Source organism: Chamaesiphon polymorphus CCALA 037, from assembly GCF_003003845.1.
GTDB lineage: Bacteria > Cyanobacteriota > Cyanobacteriia > Cyanobacteriales > Chamaesiphonaceae > Chamaesiphon > Chamaesiphon polymorphus.
The window spans coordinates 21,602-39,874 of record NZ_PVWO01000002.1 but is presented as its reverse complement, the minus strand read 5'-3'; the positions used below and the strand labels follow the sequence as shown (position 1 = coordinate 39,874).

At 44.0% G+C, this 18,273-nt stretch carries 21 protein-coding genes; 16 read left to right on the top strand and 5 right to left on the bottom strand.

Annotated elements, in window-relative coordinates:
- Positions 1–897 (bottom strand): MFS transporter (locus C7B77_RS00420; RefSeq protein ID WP_106299348.1); only part of this gene is annotated, 897 nt, incomplete at its 3' end.
- Between the two features lie 220 nt (positions 898–1,117).
- Between C7B77_RS00420 and C7B77_RS00415 the strand changes: the two genes are divergently transcribed.
- Genes C7B77_RS00415 through C7B77_RS00395 form a run of 5 tightly spaced genes read left to right on the top strand, consistent with a single transcriptional unit; the run spans position 1,118 to position 4,459 of the window.
- Positions 1,118–1,561 (top strand): hypothetical protein, encoded by a 444-nt coding sequence (locus tag C7B77_RS00415; protein ID WP_106299347.1) that lies wholly within the window; start codon positions 1,118–1,120, stop codon positions 1,559–1,561.
- A 59-nt stretch (positions 1,562–1,620) separates the two neighbouring features.
- A complete protein-coding gene (locus C7B77_RS00410; RefSeq protein ID WP_106299346.1) occupies positions 1,621–2,199 on the top strand; it encodes a TetR/AcrR family transcriptional regulator in 579 nt (192 codons plus the stop codon).
- The gene (locus C7B77_RS00405) at positions 2,162–2,932 is read left to right on the top strand and encodes an SMI1/KNR4 family protein (RefSeq protein ID WP_245893955.1); all 771 of its coding nucleotides are present in this window, start codon (positions 2,162–2,164) and stop codon (positions 2,930–2,932) included. Before C7B77_RS00410 ends, C7B77_RS00405 begins: the two co-directional genes overlap by 38 nt.
- Positions 2,933–2,964: 32 nt before the next feature.
- Positions 2,965–3,588, top strand: coding sequence for an FMN-dependent NADH-azoreductase (locus C7B77_RS00400; RefSeq protein ID WP_106299344.1), 624 nt, complete (start codon positions 2,965–2,967; stop codon positions 3,586–3,588).
- Position 3,589: 1 nt separating this feature from the next.
- Positions 3,590–4,459 (top strand): RNA polymerase sigma-70 factor, encoded by an 870-nt coding sequence (locus C7B77_RS00395; RefSeq protein ID WP_106299343.1) that lies wholly within the window; start codon positions 3,590–3,592, stop codon positions 4,457–4,459.
- Positions 4,460–4,536: 77 nt separating this feature from the next.
- Here the strand turns inward: C7B77_RS00395 and C7B77_RS00390 are convergent, their stop codons facing one another.
- Together C7B77_RS00390 and C7B77_RS00385 are read right to left on the bottom strand one after the other, a co-directional pair.
- Positions 4,537–4,830 (bottom strand): hypothetical protein, encoded by a 294-nt coding sequence (locus tag C7B77_RS00390; protein WP_106299342.1) that lies wholly within the window; start codon positions 4,828–4,830, stop codon positions 4,537–4,539.
- Positions 4,831–4,954: 124 nt separating this feature from the next.
- Positions 4,955–5,293 (bottom strand): AMP-binding protein, encoded by a 339-nt coding sequence (locus tag C7B77_RS00385; RefSeq protein WP_106299341.1) that lies wholly within the window; start codon positions 5,291–5,293, stop codon positions 4,955–4,957.
- A 314-nt stretch (positions 5,294–5,607) separates the two neighbouring features.
- On the opposite strand from C7B77_RS00385, the gene C7B77_RS00380 reads away from it, so the two are divergent.
- From C7B77_RS00380 to C7B77_RS00370, 3 genes are all read left to right on the top strand, one after another.
- The gene (locus tag C7B77_RS00380; protein ID WP_106299340.1) at positions 5,608–6,570 is read left to right on the top strand and encodes a tyrosine-type recombinase/integrase; all 963 of its coding nucleotides are present in this window, start codon (positions 5,608–5,610) and stop codon (positions 6,568–6,570) included.
- A 283-nt stretch (positions 6,571–6,853) separates the two neighbouring features.
- Positions 6,854–7,870: a tyrosine-type recombinase/integrase gene (locus C7B77_RS00375; protein WP_106299339.1), complete on the top strand. Its 1,017-nt coding sequence runs from the start codon at positions 6,854–6,856 to the stop codon at positions 7,868–7,870.
- 206 nt (positions 7,871–8,076) lie between these two features.
- Positions 8,077–9,618 (top strand): FAD-binding domain-containing protein, encoded by a 1,542-nt coding sequence (locus C7B77_RS00370; protein WP_106299338.1) that lies wholly within the window; start codon positions 8,077–8,079, stop codon positions 9,616–9,618.
- Positions 9,619–9,900: 282 nt separating this feature from the next.
- Here the strand turns inward: C7B77_RS00370 and C7B77_RS00365 are convergent, their stop codons facing one another.
- Positions 9,901–10,197, bottom strand: a complete 297-nt coding sequence (locus C7B77_RS00365; RefSeq protein ID WP_106299337.1) for a hypothetical protein — start codon at positions 10,195–10,197, stop codon at positions 9,901–9,903.
- Between the two features lie 292 nt (positions 10,198–10,489).
- On the opposite strand from C7B77_RS00365, the gene C7B77_RS00360 reads away from it, so the two are divergent.
- Positions 10,490–11,275, top strand: a complete 786-nt coding sequence (locus C7B77_RS00360) for a tetratricopeptide repeat protein (protein WP_106299336.1) — start codon at positions 10,490–10,492, stop codon at positions 11,273–11,275.
- 64 nt (positions 11,276–11,339) lie between these two features.
- Here C7B77_RS00360 and C7B77_RS00355 read toward each other — a convergent pair whose 3' ends face one another.
- Positions 11,340–12,299 (bottom strand): AcrVA2 family anti-CRISPR protein, encoded by a 960-nt coding sequence (locus tag C7B77_RS00355; RefSeq protein WP_106299335.1) that lies wholly within the window; start codon positions 12,297–12,299, stop codon positions 11,340–11,342.
- 359 nt (positions 12,300–12,658) lie between these two features.
- Here C7B77_RS00355 and C7B77_RS00350 point away from each other — a divergent pair, with 359 nt between their 5' ends.
- The 7 genes from C7B77_RS00350 (at position 12,659) to C7B77_RS00315 (ending at position 17,935) form a co-directional block, all read left to right on the top strand.
- Positions 12,659–12,982: a single-stranded DNA-binding protein gene (locus C7B77_RS00350; protein ID WP_106299334.1), complete on the top strand. Its 324-nt coding sequence runs from the start codon at positions 12,659–12,661 to the stop codon at positions 12,980–12,982.
- A gap of 89 nt (positions 12,983–13,071) precedes the next feature.
- Positions 13,072–13,515, top strand: a complete 444-nt coding sequence (locus C7B77_RS00345) for a hypothetical protein (RefSeq protein ID WP_106299333.1) — start codon at positions 13,072–13,074, stop codon at positions 13,513–13,515.
- 218 nt (positions 13,516–13,733) lie between these two features.
- The gene (locus tag C7B77_RS00340) at positions 13,734–14,195 is read left to right on the top strand and encodes a hypothetical protein (protein ID WP_106299332.1); all 462 of its coding nucleotides are present in this window, start codon (positions 13,734–13,736) and stop codon (positions 14,193–14,195) included.
- Positions 14,196–14,549: 354 nt separating this feature from the next.
- Positions 14,550–14,705, top strand: a complete 156-nt coding sequence (locus tag C7B77_RS00330) for a glycosyltransferase family 2 protein (protein ID WP_106299330.1) — start codon at positions 14,550–14,552, stop codon at positions 14,703–14,705.
- Positions 14,706–14,817: 112 nt separating this feature from the next.
- Positions 14,818–15,648, top strand: coding sequence for a glycosyltransferase family A protein (locus C7B77_RS00325; RefSeq protein WP_106299329.1), 831 nt, complete (start codon positions 14,818–14,820; stop codon positions 15,646–15,648).
- Positions 15,645–16,688: a hypothetical protein gene (locus tag C7B77_RS00320; protein ID WP_106299328.1), complete on the top strand. Its 1,044-nt coding sequence runs from the start codon at positions 15,645–15,647 to the stop codon at positions 16,686–16,688. Before C7B77_RS00325 ends, C7B77_RS00320 begins: the two co-directional genes overlap by 4 nt.
- On the top strand, positions 16,685–17,935 hold the full coding sequence (locus C7B77_RS00315) for a tetrahydrofolate dehydrogenase/cyclohydrolase catalytic domain-containing protein (protein ID WP_106299327.1): 1,251 nt from the start codon (positions 16,685–16,687) through the stop codon (positions 17,933–17,935). Before C7B77_RS00320 ends, C7B77_RS00315 begins: the two co-directional genes overlap by 4 nt.
- Positions 17,936–18,273 lie beyond the last annotated feature (338 nt).

Here is an 18,273-nt window from a genome sequence, read left to right as displayed (position 1 = left end):
CAGTACAGCACCAATACTCGTCCACAACATCGGGCTGACTCTGTGCTGAAAATTACCCAAACCAACCGATGCGAGTGTTGCCCCGATCCCAAAGGCCGCCATCACCCAGCCATATTCAATCTTGCCAAAATGGAGTACGCCTTGGACGTAACCGACTGTATTGACGAGGATTTCAGCACCCGCGATCGCGGCAACTAATTGAAGTATCAGTGCGTATCGAATCGGCGGATCGGCAAACAGACAAACCGTTCCCATCCGAATATCTTCTAAAGTTCTGCTAACTGTTCTAGCTGTCTGTTGGTGTTGATTCACCATCAGTTGTCCGGGCAGTGTCACAATCAGGATTGTCGCAATTAAAAAGGTAATGCCATCGAGAAAAAACACTTGTCTGGTACCCACAAATGCTGCAATACTGCCAGCTAAACCAGGCCCCAACACGCCTAAAAGCTGATATGTGGCACTCGACAAGGCGATCGCTTGCGAACGTTCTGCTGCGGTCGTCACCAGCGGAATGGTGGCAGTATAGGTCGGCGCGAAGAACGCATAAAATACATTGAGCGACAGCACGATCGCGTAAATTTGCCAGATCTGAGTGACGAAGGGCAACAGACAGACAATGACCATCCGCGTTAGGTGAGTCACAACCATCAACCGTTTGCGATCGACGCGATCCGCGATCGCCCCAGCAATCGGCGACAATATGACAAACGCCGTCACCCGCAATGTAAGTGCCCCAGCTAAAACCGTTCCAGCTTGCGCTCCGGCTAACTCAAACGCCAATAATGCTAACCCTAACCAAGTCAGCGCGTCGCCTACGAGATTAATGGTTTGAGCCAGATACAATCTGGCAAAGATCGGATTGTTCAATCCTTGCAGCCAGTGAGGAAGTTGTTTCATGTCGCTCGTTGATGTTTGAGTAGGATTTACAAATGTTGTTGCTACCCTCTTGCTTTTACTATACCTCTGTGATGGAGTTTCATAGCTAATTCGCCAGCACCGAAACTTAGGCATCTATTCTCAATACATGAGTGAAGGCTTGCTTATGTAATCGGGACATCGTAGAATGAATCAACAATATGTGAGCAAGTGCTTACTTATATTTTAAGCAGATTTAGCTATGAATAAATACTTAGGTTTTGAACCTTCAATGACGCTGGGTGAAGCAATACAGAACATGCGGGCATCGGAGCCGGAAGACTTTGCAACTCAAGCATCAGCAGACATCATGCAGTCATTAGAACAACATGATGCTGTCCATATTTTGTTCGATCTCGGCACCTCGATTCAAGATGAGATTGCTGCACACATCTGGATGATGTTAGCCACAACCGCGAACATTAGCGAAATGCACCGCGCTGTTGCCACTCAAGAACATCGCAGTGTTTTAGCAGGAATCGGACATCGCCAGTTACTGGGGATCTGGTGTGTGAGCCTACCGCGCATTATCGGAATCTTCTTTAAAAGCTGGCGCATGAAACGGAAAATCGCCGTAGAGGAGCTGTCTACGCTTAAAGAACAATCTATTTTGGTAATTCGCCAAGACCACGGTATCGTGCTGTAAAGGTGTCTCACTACGCATCCAAATACGCCCATAACACATCGCAACTCCAGCTAAACTGAATGCCCCGACAGAAAACTATTACCGATGACGAAATTCTGGCTGTGGCGCGAACGCTATTTCTTCAGGTAGGGGCAAAGGCTTCGACGCGAACGCTAGCAAAACTGGCTGGCATCTCTGAAGCTGTAATTTTTCAAAGATTTGGCACCAAAGAAAATCTGTTTTTTGCCGCAATGGTGCCCCCAGCAGCGCAGCTTGAGACTATATTTGCGGTGCAGATCGGTGAGGAACGGGTGGAAACTAACCTGCAATCGATTTGTGTGCAGATTGTGGCTTATTTCCGTGAGGTAATGCCTATTTTTCTATCTTCGATCGCGCATCCATCTTTCGATCTGCCAACTTTTTTGCAACGTCACCCGCTCCCAGCGATGCAAATTAGCGATCGACTCTGTGCCTATCTCAATGCTGAAGCGGATTTGGGGCGCATCCGTCCTGGTAGTGCCGAGACGATGGCAGCCATTTTAATTTCACACTTGCATCATCTGGCGTTGTCAGAAACGATTGGTTCACATCACTCGATCTCGAGCGAGCGAGCGATTGTCGATGCAATTACATTGTTGTGTCGGGGCGCGATCCCCTAGATCGTTAGCTTGTCACAAGTCGGATAACTATCTCGTCTTAATTAAGTTAGCCTCTCTAGCTGCGATCGCCATGACCGAACTATTCAACAGTTTTGACAACATATTAAGCCAAGCTGCTCCCAAAATTGCCAGCCGTCTCCAGCCTGGATTAACGAGCGAGCGAATTGAGGCTCAAATTGCTAGATACTCATGGACGTTGCCCCAATCTGCTTTCGACCTGTATCGATGGCACAACGGTCTTTCTGGTCAGCCAGGAAAGTTAAATTTGGTAGAAAAATTACTGAGGGTCAAAGGCAAATGGCATGGAGAATTATCGGGTCGAGAAAACGAAATCCATTTGCAATTGGGCGAGCGGCTAATTATTGCTAAATTCTTACCATTAGATTATGCCTTAGCCGGACATCGCCATCTCAAATTGGGCAGATGCCCGATCGATTTACTACCATTTGCGATTTTGAATGATGGCAAAAGTACCATTTACTGCATGATGCGGTTAGATCCAGAAAATCCGATCGTCTATTGTGCCAACGGGACAAAGCTCCCGCCGTTGGGTGTGACTGAATCATTCTTATCAACTCAGCCCCAATTTAATCGAGCGAACGATCTAATTACATTTTTGATTGCAGTTTTTCAGGATCGATTGAATTCGATCGCAATTGACGAAAATAATCCATTAGATTGCGAAATCGATCCAACACAGTTCGATCGACTTTACCAACAATACCGCCGTTAAAATATCGATCGAGAACTTATCTGGCAATTTCCATGAAACTACTTGAAATTCAATCCAGCGTCCGGTTAGAAAAATCCATTTCTCGCGCACTCAGTCACGAATTTATCGAAGCTTTGCAAAACCTTCATCCCGATCTCCAACACCAGCAGCAGGATGTTGGTACAAATCCACCCGCTCATCCTACCGAACTATGGACGACTGCAAATTACCTGCCGCCAGAAAACCATACTCCAGAAATGGCAACAGTAATGACTGAATCCGATCGATTGATTGCCGAATTACTCTGGGCAGATCGCATAGTACTCGGCGTACCTATGTATAATTTTAGTGTGCCATCGACTTTAAAAGCGTATCTCGATAATATCGTGCGGGTGAATCGCACTTTTACATTCGATCCGCAAACGCATACTTTTAAAGGACTAGCAACAGGTAAAAAAGCGATCGCGATCGTCCCCAGTGCTGGAAATTTTGTAGTCGGTACTCCACTTAGAGAGATGAATTTTTGCGATCCTTATTTACGATCGATCTTGGGCTTTATTGGGATTGAAGAGGTCGAAATCGTGCCGATTCCGAACCAGTTTATGGATGAGGAAATTCGACAACAGGAAGTAGAAAATGCACGACTAAAATTGATAAATCTAGCTGCATACTGGTAATATGAACCGATTGGAATTGTTCGATCGATATCGCTCCCTACTATTCGCGATTGCCTATCGAATGCTGGGAAGCGTCACAGATGCAGAAGATATCGTCCAGGAAGCCTGGATTCGTTGGCAACATACCGAAAGCATCGTTCAGTCGCCCAAAGCGTTTCTATCGAGGATTGTGACGCGATTGTGTATCGACTATCTCCGCTCTGCCCGCGTCCAACGCGAACGATATACCGGAACATGGCTACCAGAGCCACTGATAACCGAACGTCCCGATGTCGAAGACTGTGCGGAATTAGCAGAATCTCTGTCCTTCGCATTTTTAATGCTGCTGGAATGCTTATCTCCAACCGAAAGAGCCGTTTTCCTGTTGCGCGAGGTTTTCGATTATGAATATGATGCAATCTCGCAAACCGTCGATAAAAGTATTCCCAACTGTCGCCAGATCGTGCGTCGCGCCCGACAGCATCTCGTGTTACACCGACCGACACTCGCAAATTTTGACGATCGAGATCTCCTTGTCGATCGATTTCTTGAGTGCTGGGAGCGTGGCGACTTACCAGGATTGATGACACTGATGGCGGCAGATGTGACCTTCTGGTCGGATGGCGGTGGTAAAGTTGTCGCAGCGCAAAAACCATTGCAGGGCTGTCAAAAAGTCGCTCGGTTTTTGGTGGCAATTCGACGTAGCCGCTTGACACCGACGCTAGTTTCACGGGTGGTAGCAGTCAATGGTCAGTCGGGAATTATGAATATTGTCGATGAGCGCACCCACAGTATTTTTAGTTTTGAGTGGGGAGGAAATCGCATTCAATCGATTTTTGCAGTTGTCAATCCAGAGAAGCTAGGTGCAGTTTTAGAGGTTAGCAAGCCCTAGCTTTACAGATAGCGGCGACTAATCGGGATACCTTGCCAGGTTGTGGCGCGAGGCACTTTCTCACCTTCGATCGCTAACTACATTAGTTGAATCAGTACGTTGCTTTCGAGTACCGTATCGTAGAGTGCCAATGCCCAACTGCCCAATTGAGCGCGAGGATAAAGGTGGAGTTTGCCCATTTTCATCACCCGATCTTCAAACAAGTGAGTTTGCAAAGTGGCATCGCGATCGAGAATCACATTATCGTCGATCGTCATCAGATCGAATTCGGTAAAGTCGGTGGTTTCAATATACACATTGTCCCCGATTTTCATCCCTAGTAAACGCAGTAGCATCGGCGCGAAAGGCGTACCGAGCAGAAAGAACAACATTACAGCACTTCCGACAGCTATGAGGTACAGTCTAATCTCTGAAAGTTAGTCAGTGAGAAGGTTAAGGATAAAAATGTACCTCATAATAGCCGGAAGTGCTGTAATAACCGAATCGTCGGTACTTTTACCTCCATATATAGTCGCTCCGATCGGCTGGATATTCAGGATTGAGGGGTACATAGGCTGCCCCCGCTTTTAAAATCGCCAAAATCGCGATGTATAGCTTTGGCGATCGAGGTATCAATAATCCCACTCGCGCACCACTCACCACTCCATGACGACGCAGATAGTAGGCGAGTTGATTAGATTTTGCCTCCACTTCTCCATAGGTGAAAATCGCACCACGACGTTGACGTTCGCGCATCGCCCCCAGTGAATTGTCAATAGCTGGTGTCAAGGGACATCTATCCGCTCGATCTTCAAATAACTGGTGCAAGCAATGCAAGCCAACATCTATCTGCACGGGATTACCTTAATTAGATCGATGTATTCGAGCTTACAGACAAATAGTCAAGAACTAGAAAAGCCACTATTCTACTGATTTCCAGTTTGGCACGTTGATACCGCTGTTCATTCAATGGGTTCTATGGAGAATGGAGATCGGTATCTAGCGAAGCTTGCAGTCTAAAAATGTGAAATTGTCCCTTGACAAGCCTCGAACTCCAGTCTCGCAAATTTTAAGCGCATTCTAAAAAACATTGTCGTTCGCTTAATTTGGGCTAGAATGCTAGTACTTGTCGTAAGCGCAGTTGTTACCATCACTTACCTGTGAATTTCATGCGATCTGCACTATCCAAAACCATTCCAGCAACCAACTCATCTGAAGTCACCCGTTCTGCTTCAGATCTTCTGGCTGACTTCCTCCGACTGAAAATCTCCACAAATACTCGCAGAAACTACAGTAAAGCGGTCGTTGATTTTTTCCGCCGTACCCAAGATCGCGAAGTATCCGAGCGACTGTTGACTCAGTTTCTCTCCCTACAGCAGCCAGAAGCTGTTTATCAAGTTCTACACTACCGACAACAACTCATCGATGCTAAATTAGCCCCCAGCACGATTAACGTCCGGCTCTCTGCTCTAAAATCCTTTGTCGATTATGCCCATCAATTTGAGCAGTGTAATTTCAATCTAGCCGACGTGCCTTGCTTAAAAGTCGAGAGTTATGGCGATACCACAGGGATTGCCGTAGCTGGGTTTAGAGAGATGCTGCAAATTCCCGACCGCAGCACCATCAAAGGAATCAGGGATTACGCCATCCTCCGACTCCTGTGGGACAATGCCCTGCGTCGGAATGAAATTTGTAGCCTGGATGTGGGTGATTTCGATGAATCTGGAAGACTAGCGATTTTAGGCAAAGGCAAGATTCAAAAAAGTGAGATTAACCTATCTCCAGCAACTACTATCGCGCTCGTGGCATGGTTGGCAGCTAGATCCAATTATCAAGCATCCGATCCCCTATTCACCAGCCTCGATCGACGCAGCAAAGGACACAGACTCGATGGCAGCACGATTTATCGCCTGGTGCGAGAGTTTAGCGAAGCTGCTGGGATTGATAAAGTAGTTTCTCCCCACCGCATCAGACACAGTGCGATTACTGCCTACCTTGATGCCAGCGATGGTAATCTTCGTGCCGCTCAAGGACTGAGCCGTCATGCAAATTTGAATACCCTCAATCGCTACGATGATAACCGCCATAAATACCAAGCGATCGCTACTAATACTTTGGCCGCTCTAGTTTAGATTTACCCCGCTCCTGAGTATTATCCTACTTTTCTACCTCCTCAAATCGGGGTGGATCTGCTGGCTTTTCGATCGAAATCCTCAAAAATTGAGAATCGGCTCTAACCGATGTCTGGTATAAACTACAGAAAAATTATATACCGCTAATACAGGTTAGCGGTATATTTAAAGAACAGACTAAATCCCCCCTAATTTCCCAGCAATAAACTTGCCAGATCTGAATTATTAAAACTTATGGAATTTATGATGACCTAAATTACTGGAGTGCATCTAGCTAAATTCAATGGATCGACCCACTAGTACTACCACCAGCACACCAACCTTCGTCCTCGATGCCAATGCCTTAATTTCAGCATTTACCAGTTTTATCCAATTCGATGTAGCTGCTGGGGGTGCTAGTGGCGAAACCATTCGCACCTATTGGTGCGAAGCCAAACAGTACTTGCTCTGGTGCGAAGTCAATCAACTCCAACCCTTGGCTGTGACGCGGGATGCGATTAAAATCTACCGCCACCATTTAGTCCAACAGCAATACAAACCTGCCACCATTGCCCTCAAATTAGTCGCTGTGAGTCGGATGTACGATGCGGCGATGGAATATGGTCTACTCTCCCACAACCCCGTCTGGGGCGTAAAACCGCCCAAGCAACGAGGCGATCCGGCTGACTCGATTACTTATTTGACTGCTAGTGAGGCCCAAATCTTACTTCAGGCTCCACTGGCTAAATCTACTCCCCTCAAAATCCTCCGCGACCGTTTCTTATTGGGGTTGATGACCCTCGAAGGGGTCAGGTCGATGGAAGTCTACAAGGCGAATGTGGGGGATATTCGCCGCGATCCGACGGGGGTGGGGATTACGGTCATGAGTAAGCGACAACAACGAGTTGTGCCGTTGATTCCCGATTTGGTTGATGTACTCGATCGTTATTTACTCGCCCGCAGAAGTGCTAAATTTAGTACTGCGGCTGCTACGCCCCTATTTATCAATCTGCATCATCCGCGCCATCAGATCGACCCAGACCGAGAGGATCGTCGTTTGTCGCGGCGGGGGATTAGATTTATTGTCGATAGCTATCTCACCTCTCTCAACCTCAAACATGGGCAAGGGAGGACTTTATCCGCCCATTCCTTGCGGCATACAGCGGGGACTTTAGCGATTCAGAATGGGGCATCCTTGCGGCAAGTCCAGGATTTATTGGGTCATGCCGATCCGAAGACTACGGCGATTTATACTCATATTGGAGATCGGTGGGTGAATAATCCGGCTCTGAAGTTGGGGATTAACTTCAATCCCGATTAGACAGCCAAGTCCAAACTATCGATCGATTCAGTCGATTGACAAACACCAGTAGACTCAGCCAATCCTGCTACACTCGCCTCTTTAATTTTCTCAAGTAATTACTTGAGAAAATTAAGAGTGGGTCGCGAACCCGATCGCTTAATACACATGTTCATAAAATGCTGTCAGCGTTAAACTAGTAAGTATTAAGCCAATTTGTGAAAACTATGCACCTGCTATGGTTTCGTCGCGACTTGCGATTGACTGACAACGAGATCGTCACCCTAGCGACTGCCAACAACACGCCAGTTTTACCATTGTTCATCATCGATCCCTGGTTCTATACCTGGGCAGATATCGGTACAGCCAGAGTCAGATTCTTGTTTGAGTCGTTAATAGACTTAGATCGCCAATTGCAACAGTTAGGTAGTCGCCTATTCTTATTCGAGGGCAACTCTACCACGATTATCCAAGACCTCACCACACAGCTTATCGAGCGCAAAGAGCGACCCAAGCTGTTCTTTAACCGCGATGTCCAAGTTGAGTACGGGATTAGTCGCGATCGCTCGATAGTCGATTTCTACCGTGAGTTAAACCTCGATTGCCATCTGGGATTAAACAACTTTTTGCAAACCCAAGACAACCGCCAGGAGTGGTTTGGCCAGTACTATACATATCAACGTCAACCCCAGTACCAACCGCCACACAAGATCGATTTACCCACCCTAGAAATCGCTCTTCCCCAACTGACATTTCCAGAACTTACCCAAAAATACTCACAGTTTTGGGATGTCGAAAAAGTCTACTTTCCTGGCGGGGAAACACATGCCCACACTACCTTAGATACATTCCTCGCCAGGAGATTCCACGGTTATCACTGGAAGCTATCGCGCCCGTGGTTGGCGCAAATTGGGGCAACCTCTCACCTTTCCCCACATCTGACCTTTGGCACGATCTCGACGCGGACTGTCTACCAAGCAACCAAAGCCAGAGTTGCTGCCCTGGCGGGTAACGACAAAGCTGAATTTTCGCTCAAAGCCTTTCGCGACAGGCTGCGCTGGCACGACAGCTTTACCCAGCGGCTCTACTTTCACCCAGAAGTAGCCTACCAAAATCGCTATCCTGAATTCGATGATTGGTACAAGCCCGACGAACTCAGCTCAGATCCGCTCGAACTATACCAAGCATGGCAGGAGGGCATGACGGGCTTTCCCTTGATTGATGCGAGTATGCGGCAGCTCCACACGATGGGCTGGATGAATTTTCGGATGCGGGCGATGTGCGCCACCTTCCTCACGATTAATTGTGGTGTGTCTTGGCATCATGGAGCCAAACACTTTATGAACTATTTAGTCGATGGGGATCTAGCGATCGATAACTGGCAATGGCAGATGCAGGCTGGTATCACCAATCCTTTGAGCGAAACGTTTCGGATCTATAACCCTAACAAGAATATTGCCGAAAAAGACCCCGATTTGAGTTTCGTTCGCTACTGGATACCAGAGCTACAGGGGTATAGTCTTGACGAAGTTATTCAAGGTAAATACACAGATAGCTATTATCCACAGCCAATCCTCGATTGGTCGCAGACACGCAAAGTTAATGGCAAGATTGTCGCCGACCTTCGCGAGCGAGTTAGAGCGAGATTAATTGCTGAGGGTGGTGTTGAGTATGACAGCGCAATCGCAGCTAAAGAAACTGTCGAGAAATATTGGCAGCACAAGAATAAGGAATACGAGCGGTACCAGAGTCTTGAGAGGAGTAAGTGAGTAACCCATCGACCTCTGGTAAGGTCGAGCTAATTTTCTAAAGTAATTACTTTGGAAAATATTTGGATGGGTACCGAGCGGCTAAAACTTCTACTGCTATAGTCTTTAGAAGTACCAATCGGCGCTTCTTGTCTCTCATTCGGGAGGAACTCGACCGAGCTGAACATTAAAATGACTGCCCACGGAGCAGTCTAGCCTTGGCGTTGGCGTGGCCTGAACAGAGGCACAGCATCGCTCTGGCTGGAAAGCGATTGTATTTTCTAAAGTAATTACTTTAGAAAATTAGCTAGATGAGAGCAAATATTCCAGAATTCCCGCTACAGAAGTATTCTGCGCGATGAGATCCCGAACGGTCGGTACTTTCCTCCGAGGAACTGTTTTGGTGTGAGTCACAAATTTACCTTGGGGATTCTTCACCTTGTAGGTATAATGCCAGTACCAATCCTCGATTGTCTCTGGGTTTCGCTCTCGATCGATCGCTGGATATTCACAGATCGATCCATCTTTAGCCGTTTTGAGCTGGGTAAACTGACACAAGCTACCAGATTTACCTGGAGATCGTGAAGCTCTGATTTTCACTGTATAATTGAAAGACGATATTTTGGATTTGGCAAGTCTTAAACACTTGCCGTTTTTATTAAGATAAATTATATCATTTTCTGAAGTTGAGATAGCGATTGAAATTGCCAGCGAGCGATTTAGATACGATCTACGATCGTTAAATTGTTATAAGATAAAATCACTCTCAAATTCAGTTAGATTAGCCTGTAGTGAATAGCTAAAGTAAAATCTCCAGCTCGTTCGCGTAGCGTCGGCTCTGCCGAATCGAGATCTCGACCGAGCCTTTGTATAGTCTTTATATCTACTCTATATGTCAGAGCGAGCTTCAGACCGAAACAATTATCTTATCGAGCCTGATGACTATATCGCGCTGGGTAATCGACAATCTCAAATCGGCAACCAGAGAGGTGCTTTAGCTGCTTACGATCGCGCAGTAAGTCTGGCTCCTAACTATGCTAAGGCTTATAACTATCGCGGTTCGTTTAAGTTTGCCCGATTGGGAGATATTCAAGGTGCGATCGCCGATTTTGATGCTGCCATCGATCGCGATCCCGATTATGCAGTTGCTTACGCCAATCGCGGCTTGCTTAGGTATCAGCAATTAGGCGATATTCCTGGAGCCTTAGCCGACCTCAATTTGGCGATCCTCCTCGATCCTCGCGATGCCTCGGTCTATACCACTCGTGGGTTGATTAAATACGGTGAGTTGGGGGATGTCGAGTATGCGCTCGCTGATTACGATCTGGCAATTTCGATCGACCCTGCCTTCGCTGCGGCTTATAACTGTCGCGGTTTGCTCAAGAATGTGAAATTAATGGATATTGCTGGTGCCCTCACCGATTACGATCGGGCGATCGAGATAGATTCCACCTTATCTGAGGCTTTTTACAATCGCGGTACGCTCAAGCATAAAGAACTGGGCGATGCTGTGGGAGCTTTGGCTGATTATGACCGAGCAATCGAGATCGACTCGAATTTAGCCGCTGCTTATCTGGTGCGGAGTCTGCTCAAGCGGGATCTGCTCGACGATCTACTAGGGGCATCTATCGATTACGATCGAGCCATCGCGCTCGACCCCCAGATTATTTATAAGTGACAGAAATATTCGGCTGCGGCGGATTGGACGATCGATGCTTACAACCCAAAGTCTATCTGAAAAATTAACGATCGCTATTAACTAAAACTGGACGAATCCAAACTACTTTCCGCTCTGCCCTATCTTTCCCAATCGCAACCTTCTTAAAATGTCCTTTCCGCCAATGAGTTTCGGGGGATTTATGCGTACCACCTTGAAAATTGCTACTTTCAGTGGTTGTTTTATAATTCTTACCTAGCCATCGAGGATATCGGTAAGCTGATTTTGTATCCTTACTTAGCTTTGAAAACCCACGTCCTTTTGTTGGCAGATCTGCTTCACTACTATCAGTTAATAAATCTGGCTCATAAGTTAACAGTAATAAAATTTGAACACATAATATTCTTAGGCTATTTGTAAAATTCAAATCATCTTGACTCATATGAGCCACTCCCAGGTTTTCTCCTTCTTCAAAACTAATCGAACCATCAGCTTCCAGATTTACCCCACTAAACCAGATAAAATTCCCACTGTCAATAGCACTACAGTCTATCAATAAACTTGATTCGTGTTTTAAATTTTTAATTTCTATCCCTGGATATTTTGGGGAAGCTCCTTCGGAGTCTTCTGGTCTATGCTTCTGACTAGCATGAACGACCATATATTCTATATAGTCTCCTTGGGGAGTTTGCAAGCCTTCTTTAGGTAATAAGAGCAAAAATGTAGGAAGTGCAACTGGCAAATCTGGCAAGATTTTTTCAAGATTATCGAGAGTAGTCTCCATCAACGAACCAATTAAATCTTTGTTAAGACAATAGATAGGAGCATCTTTAATCATCCATAAAGCTAGACGATGAGAAATGTAATTGGACACAGAATCTACATAGAACTTTTCAATTAATGCTACTTGACCTGCGATTGAGTAGCTTAATTTATCCCATTGCTTATATCCTGGCGGAATTTTGTAATTAGACTGCTGAAGTTGCTGAAATATCGATCGTGAGTGTTCTTGAAATTCTTTTAACCTTCTATGTGAATTTACCATCTTACGTTCAAGAAGAATATTAATACATCCAATCTTAGTTTTCCCAAATTGAAATGTAAAATGAGTTATTAAAAATCTTTGTAGGATTACTCGTTCGTTAGGGGAGCAGCTATAGACAATCGATCTATCCTCCTCCCGATCGCACCATTTTGCTGTATCGCCTTCGCTGCGTTCAGGTTGCTGTACAGATGCTACTCAGACATCCTTACGAATGACTATCGCTCTAATAATCGCACAAATCCTAGACTTTTTGTTTTTCTTTATGAAAGTTTTTTTCATTCTTTCAACCTTAATTCTTGCTTTTCATTGTGAGAATTTTCTCGCTCATCCTCACCTACTATTTTTTGGAGTATTTTATCATGCACGTAGTAATCTCTGGTAACGCTGGCAAAACAACCGAATTCAAAGATATCGATCGTCGTGATGGTAACGGTAGCTTTTCAATCGCCGAAAATTCTTTGGCAGTTAAAGTCACTAAAGATGGCGAACCCGACTGGTATAAACTCAAATTCCGTGGCGATCGGATGATTAATGCTAGTAGCTACATTCAAAAAGGCTCTGTCCAATCTGTCACTGGCAAACTAACCTTTGAAGACTGGATTGATGCCGATGGAAATCGCGTATCTAAAGGCGTTGTTACTGTCAGAGAATTGCAGCTTCCTCGTAAATCAGTCGAAGCCTAGTTTTTACTTTTCATTATGAGAGTTTTGCTTGGCAGGACTCTCTTGTCTTTTTCCTCATTCACTTTATCTATTATTTTTGGAGTTTTCCCATGCGTACTTTCTTTTCCGCTATTACTATTCTTTCTGCTACTGTCAATAACGATAACGATACGATCGTTGGCAAAGCCTTCGATAATGATATTTCTATTGATTACACAGTTAAGCTCAGCGAAGCTAATCAATTATTATATATCCCTGGTGCTGTGCTGGTTGTTACTGGTTCTCTTCGGATCGATCGTAAGCAAATTTCTAGTGTAATTGTTTGGATCGACGAAATCATTCACGTTGGATCTGTACCGGAGCCTGAAATTATTTGCGTTGAGTCTATACCAGAACCTGAAGCTATAGCAGTTCCGGCTGAGATTTTAGATGCTCCGGCTAAAACTGCTACTAACTTAGTTGAAGTACCTGCCGAACCCGTTGCTAGTAAGGCACGTAAATCTAACAAACGCAAAGCTCTAGTAGCGGCAGAAGCTGAATTGATTCCCTTTTAGTCGAGTGCTTTTATCCCAAATAGATCGCTCGATTTATTTGGGTAGTTTTCTAATTCGAGGTCGATCGGTACTCAAGCCGCTCGACAGGTGCAATGCCTGTCTTCGACCATTTTGTCAATATTTATCGCTAGTCTTTTGCTTTTCCTTATGGGAGCTACTTTTAGACAAAAAAAAGATCTGAAATAGACCTCAAAGTAATTTCTTTTGATAAATATATTATGACTGTATCTGCTTGCAAATTACAGCCGCCGACTGAACTATTTCCTTTTCGCGGACTTTTACCTGGATTAGTTATTTGTGAATCGATCGAAAAAAATAACGACGATCGATTCATTGATGTTTATAATTGGGGGAATGCAACTGCCAAACAACCGCCATTTTTGGTCTACTTGGGCTATAACTCGCCTCAAGAAAGAGATGATTACATCTCTCAACTCCGGCGTATTTGGCAGATCGACACCGATCTTACCTATCGTGCAGCCCAGCGGGTGACGGGTTATTGGTATGAAATTAAGATTCGAGGAATGCAACGTTACTCTGACCCAGCCGTATTTGACTTAGACTATCTAAATGAATCGATGAGTTACGGTTTAGACTTTCTAGTTTACCTGCATCAGATGAACTTAGAGGCTCGCGATCGCGAAGAGATGCTAACTTCACGTCTGGCAACAGTAGCTTAAAATAGAGATACGGCTTTACCTTGCATTTAAAGCCGTATTTTTAAAATACAATCTTGGCTAACAATAAATATCCGATCTCTAAAAAAATGATTGGCTTGGCTTGAAGATTGATTCAGCGATGGTTGCAAAATTAATATATTACTAAAATTAACCTATCCTAAAATGCAAATCGCGCTATTTAACTATAAAATTTTTTCGCATAATGGCAATCTTCATGTGCAAGTTAATGAATCAGATTCAGACGATATTGTAATTGCTAAAGCACAGGCTCAGCTTTACAGCGAAGTGGGAACTGAATTGCCCTCCGAACTTGTAAGTTTCACGATTATCAAACGAACTAACGAAAGCTAAAACATGCTAAAAATATCGATTATTACTGTCACGCGATCGCGTCCTCAATTACTGGCACGAGCGATCGGTTCGCTCAAAGCTCAAACGAGTCAAGATTTTGAATGGATCGTGGTCAACGACGGAGAAGATACTGCTACCGAGCAGATCGTCCGTTACTAAACGACGATCTGGGATTTGTTTAAGATAACTTCGAGTTGTCGCCATTCATCCCACGCCAATTAATAGGGTGTGGGGATTCAGTCGTTTTTATCACTAGTAGAGGAATTAGCTTATGTCAAAGCTGTCAATTATTACCGCTACGAGATCGCGCCCGAATCTACTAGCAAACGCGATTATTTCCCTAGAAGCTCAAACTTGTCAAGATTTTGAGTGGATCGTTTTCAATGATGGTGGAAATGTGCTTACCAGAGATTTAATTAAAGACCGCCAGTTAAACTTTAAACATACATATATAGATCTAGTATGCCCAGACAGTGGCTTTAGTCTTTGTTACGCCAGGAGCCAAGGACTGACACTAGCCGCAGGGGAGATCGTAACCTATCTCGACGATGATAATACTTTCAAATCTAATTTCGTAGAAGAGACGATCGCCTTTTTCGATCGACATCCTCAGATTAATTACGTTATGCCCATTCAACAACGGAGGCGGGACGTTATACAAAATGGTAAAATTATCAAACGGGGAAAAGAGTTTTACTCGCCAACAGGTAACTGCACGATCGACGAACTACTCACTCATAAACAGCTAGTCGATAGTAATGGATTCAGCCATCGACAAGACGATCGGTTGAGATGGAATCCGAATTTGAAAATCTACATCGATTATGAGTTTTTACTCCAATGTGTGAGCTACTGGAAGCGCGAAAGTTTCTCGGTTAATCCAAATATTTTAGTTGATTATATTCAAACTAACCAGGGAGTAATTGGCAGTTCGAGCTATGACGATTGGGCTAAAGAGTTAGAATATCTATTAGCACACCGAAGTGATTATAGCTGTCTACTGTCAGATGAAGTTAGCGCGATCGCTAACTTAGCCACTCGCTATCGCTCTCAAGCACTCACAAATAAACGAATTTCTGCGTTTGAGGAGGTAAATTCATGACAATCGCTCAAGATAAATATTGCTATATTGACACTAATCCTGATGGAAGCAGAACTCTCAAGGCGATCGTGGAGCATGTCAACGAAGAGGGTAGCGATACTGCTTCCCTGATTCGCTTTCATGTAGATAGCCAAATAGTTCTCATCGCTGGGTTATGGGATAATCACTTTTCTTTTGCTAATGAGATGGTTTTAAATCAAGTTTGGCAACAATACCTCAAGCCTACTGGTGTAGATCCTGGCGCGATTAAGTGGGTGGAGCATGATATTAAATTAGACCATGTAGATATTCGTCACCCTTTTCAGAATATCGATTATTATGACAATGAATATCAAGAGTACTATCGCTGGATGACACCCCAGTGGGATGGAGAGAAATTTATATATCCAGAGCCAAGCCGAAGCAAAAAATTTGGAAAAAGAATTAATGACAACTCTCATAAACCGCTCTTTAAAGAATATTTTGGTACGCCTGAAGAAATAACCGATCGATTCAACTGGCGCAAAGGGGTGAATCGCCTAGATGTCGATTACACCATTCAAAAGGTCAATGAAGATGGATCGACAATCCTCAAGACTATCTTATTTTGGGAACATCCCGATTATCCCGCACATTCTCTAGTAAGAATTTGGTGCAGAAGTAAAACTGCCATAGTGATAATTACTGAGCCACTTAGTAATCTGCCGCCAACACAAAATATTGGCTACGACCCTACCAGTACAAATCATGTCGAGCGTCACTTGTCTCAAGTAATTGGTGAGATTCGCACTAAATATTCACATTTACTTTTACCATATCAAGCTGATAATATAGGCTGGTTTTTGGAAACTAAGTTAGCTCATAGTTTTGAGGATGAAGGACGAGGTTATGGTTCTCTTATTAAGATACTTAAATTAAGAAAAGATGAATTGGGGGAAATTGAGATTGAAAAAATATATATTAAAGATAGTCAACGCGAATCGCAGATATTTTTACGGAGCGAACCATTAGGTACTGCTGAATCATCCTTTCAAGAGTTAGGATGGTTTAATCGTCGATGACTCACTTTATCAATGGAGCGAGAATTAAAGCCGACGTTCAGAAGAAGCTCGAACTAATTAAGACACAATTTCGGGCTGAATTAAGCTTAAAGAAAATAGTTGTCTTTCAGTTCGAGCTTCCTAAAAGTCCAAGCTTGAAAAATTTATCTGATTATCAAGCTGCAAATACATCCACCAACCAAAAACAGAAGATATTCAAAGATTTTCTAGGATGTGAATTCGACCGTATAGATCTTCCGTGGGATATGACCTTCGATGAATTTGCAAATTTGATGACTGAAGTTGACAAAATTGATACAGTTTGCGGAATCATCATTCAAAACCCAATTCCTACAGAACTAAGTGATAAAAATAACAACAGAGAAATTGTTGAACTCATCGCTCCTAATAAAGATATCGATGCAATGAGCAAAGCTGGTCAAGCTCGATGGGGACGATGTGCGACAGCCGATGCGATTTGTCGGGTACTAGAAGCTGGATTGAAATCAGATTCTGAGGTAGTTCTGATCGGATTTTCAGGATTTGTAGGGAAAGGAGTTAATGGCTATCTAGACAATAGAAAAAAAGAGTTGAACTTGAAAATAACAGAAATAGATGAACGCTCCCCAAAAACAACAGCAAATATTATAGAACTCAACCCTAATATTATAGTTTCTGCAACTGGCAAACTAGAAATACTGAACACCGATAATCTACAAGATATACAGCCAGAATTGGGCATCGACTGTGGATTTGTCATTACCGATCGCCTCGATAACCGTGGTAAAAATATCATCCTTGGTGACATCCAAAAAGAAGCTCGCGATCGATTTGATTTTATCACGCCAGTACCTGGAGGAATCGGCCCGATGGAAATGGCAGTCTTGGCAGAGCGATTTATCATAAAGGAGTTTCCCGAACTCCAACTCAAGCCTTGGCAGCTAACCAAGCTAAACGAGTTGTCTTCAGAAGATTTGAGGACTGGAAACTATTTAACCTCCGACTCATTAACCAGTCAAGTCCAAAATCTCGAACTTAGCTTTCCAACTCAAGTGTTAATAGAAAGCTCTTTAACCCAGACTCAACTCCAAGTAAGTCAAAAACCTAAAAGTCTAGCCGACCTAAACGAACCTGAAGTTGAAGCCGCTAGCTCTCGCCCTACTGAAGGATTACTGTATGAATTAGCCAACGATCCAGATGCAACTAGACTAAAAATAGAGCCAGACGATCCAGACGATTTATCCCAAGAAGATGGTCTTAGTATTTAACAAAACATATCGCCGATTCATAGATCGACGATAATGTCTTCTAGGCGATCGTTTTATATCTAGTAAATTATACGTTGAAAATCTAAAAAGTTGTCTATATAAACATAAGTTCAAAAAAAAATATGAATTATCTAGATTCTATGCAAGAAATGTGCGATGAGTATCGAAAGAGCGGTGGCAACTTTGCCAAGTTTGCAATATCCAAGGAAAAGGAGATAGGTTCTTGGCGATATGCAACTGAAGATGAACTTGTCAAAGCATTGGAAATACTGTCACAGATCGAAGAGCGATGCCATCGATATTCATCTAAATTAAAAACTCAGAATATCACGCTGCTT

Coding starts and splice junctions, on each gene's coding strand:
- C7B77_RS00360 (WP_106299336.1), top strand. CDS start 10,490: ATGTCAGAGCGAGCTTCAGACCGAAACAATTATCTTATCGAGCCTGAT.
- C7B77_RS00400 (WP_106299344.1), top strand. CDS start 2,965: ATGAAACTACTTGAAATTCAATCCAGCGTCCGGTTAGAAAAATCCATT.
- C7B77_RS00355 (WP_106299335.1), bottom strand. CDS start 12,299: ATGGTAAATTCACATAGAAGGTTAAAAGAATTTCAAGAACACTCACGA.
- C7B77_RS00340 (WP_106299332.1), top strand. CDS start 13,734: ATGACTGTATCTGCTTGCAAATTACAGCCGCCGACTGAACTATTTCCT.
- C7B77_RS00325 (WP_106299329.1), top strand. CDS start 14,818: ATGTCAAAGCTGTCAATTATTACCGCTACGAGATCGCGCCCGAATCTA.
- C7B77_RS00380 (WP_106299340.1), top strand. CDS start 5,608: ATGCGATCTGCACTATCCAAAACCATTCCAGCAACCAACTCATCTGAA.
- C7B77_RS00370 (WP_106299338.1), top strand. CDS start 8,077: ATGCACCTGCTATGGTTTCGTCGCGACTTGCGATTGACTGACAACGAG.
- C7B77_RS00330 (WP_106299330.1), top strand. CDS start 14,550: ATGCTAAAAATATCGATTATTACTGTCACGCGATCGCGTCCTCAATTA.
- C7B77_RS00415 (WP_106299347.1), top strand. CDS start 1,118: ATGAATAAATACTTAGGTTTTGAACCTTCAATGACGCTGGGTGAAGCA.
- C7B77_RS00395 (WP_106299343.1), top strand. CDS start 3,590: ATGAACCGATTGGAATTGTTCGATCGATATCGCTCCCTACTATTCGCG.
- C7B77_RS00375 (WP_106299339.1), top strand. CDS start 6,854: ATGGATCGACCCACTAGTACTACCACCAGCACACCAACCTTCGTCCTC.
- C7B77_RS00350 (WP_106299334.1), top strand. CDS start 12,659: ATGCACGTAGTAATCTCTGGTAACGCTGGCAAAACAACCGAATTCAAA.
- C7B77_RS00345 (WP_106299333.1), top strand. CDS start 13,072: ATGCGTACTTTCTTTTCCGCTATTACTATTCTTTCTGCTACTGTCAAT.
- C7B77_RS00410 (WP_106299346.1), top strand. CDS start 1,621: ATGCCCCGACAGAAAACTATTACCGATGACGAAATTCTGGCTGTGGCG.
- C7B77_RS00315 (WP_106299327.1), top strand. CDS start 16,685: ATGACTCACTTTATCAATGGAGCGAGAATTAAAGCCGACGTTCAGAAG.
- C7B77_RS00405 (WP_245893955.1), top strand. CDS start 2,162: ATGCAATTACATTGTTGTGTCGGGGCGCGATCCCCTAGATCGTTAGCT.
- C7B77_RS00320 (WP_106299328.1), top strand. CDS start 15,645: ATGACAATCGCTCAAGATAAATATTGCTATATTGACACTAATCCTGAT.
- C7B77_RS00390 (WP_106299342.1), bottom strand. CDS start 4,830: ATGTTGTTCTTTCTGCTCGGTACGCCTTTCGCGCCGATGCTACTGCGT.